Source organism: Okeania sp. SIO2F4, from assembly GCF_010672385.1.
Classification (GTDB): domain Bacteria; phylum Cyanobacteriota; class Cyanobacteriia; order Cyanobacteriales; family Microcoleaceae; genus Trichodesmium.
Map to the genome: position 1 here is coordinate 1 of NZ_JAAHGT010001456.1, position 1,240 is coordinate 1,240.

1 pseudogene is annotated in these 1,240 nt (G+C 38.1%); it reads left to right on the forward strand.

The annotated features are described in order from the left end of the window. The first annotated feature begins 101 nt into the window (after positions 1–101). Positions 102–338, forward strand: a pseudogene (locus F6K22_RS41200) (zinc ribbon domain-containing protein). Positions 339–1,240: the final 902 nt, after the last annotated feature.

A 1,240-nucleotide genomic window follows, 5' to 3' on the forward strand; every position in this document is an offset into this window, starting at 1 on the left:
TTCGCTTCGCGACATGAATTGCTCGCAGTCCGTTAGGATGGGATGGCGAGGTCTCCTCGCTTGCCTCCAATCGACCAAGAGATCATAAACTAGCAAGTGCCATAGCAGACTGTGGCTTTTATGAGTTCAAGCGTCAACTTACATACAAGTGTGAGTGGTATGGAAGCCAGATCGTGATAGTTCCTAGATTTTATCCAAGTTCTCAAATATGTTCTCTCATGTAAGGGCATCAACAAAAAATGCCCTTACATGAGAGAACTTATAATTGTGCTAACTGTGGATTTCAAGCTGAAAGAGACTTTAATGCTGCTGTCAACGAGCGAAAACTATGTGAATAATTAGGTGAAGTTCTCACCGATTTTAAGCCTGTGGAGAAGAAGGGACGCCCTTATGCAACGTCCGTACGCAGACTGCGGTCAGTGGTATATGCGTGAAACAGGAAGCTAGCTCCAAAGCTCATGCAATCATTCATGAGTAAGTTTGGGTAAGTTTAGTAGAACGGAAAACTTAGAAAACTTGATATTTACGGCATTTTGAATAAGAAGCTTGAGGAAAAATATGACAATTTCAATGATATTAATTATGAAGGAATGAGGGTAATTAACTGTTCAACTTAAACCGTAGAAAATAGTTGTAAAATCTACACTCATTGTTGTAGTATTAAATAGGTAACAACTAAAATCTGAAAAATAGAAAGTGAATGCGACTTGTTGACAGACATATTATTAACCGAACACATAACTTTTGGCGGGTGTGTGATGAGTTAGCCTTTAAATCAAAAAACTTGTACAACCTGGCTAACTATTATTGTCGTCAGCATTTTTTCAAGTCCTCAAAAAGTCTAGATTTAACTAAACTGTACCACGCCACCAAAGATAGCGATGCCGATTAGCATTACCAACTAAAGTATCAAAACAAATAATAAAATGCTTGGTTGCCACTTGGCGTGGTTATTTTCAGGCAATCATTGAATGGTCAAAACATCCAGCCAAGTTTTTGAGTAAGCCCAAAATACCAAAGTATAAAAATAAAACTCAAGGTAGGAATGTAGTTATATATTCCAAAGAATCAGTCTATAGAGCAAGTCTCAAAGATGGTATTTGTCACTTATCTATGAGTGAAATCATGCATACCTGTAGTTGTGGATACTGTAGTTGAAGTCAGTTGGGGTACCTGCCACTGGTTGCTATATAATTGAAGTAGTATATGAAAAAACATCCCAACCACGGATGGAGTCCAC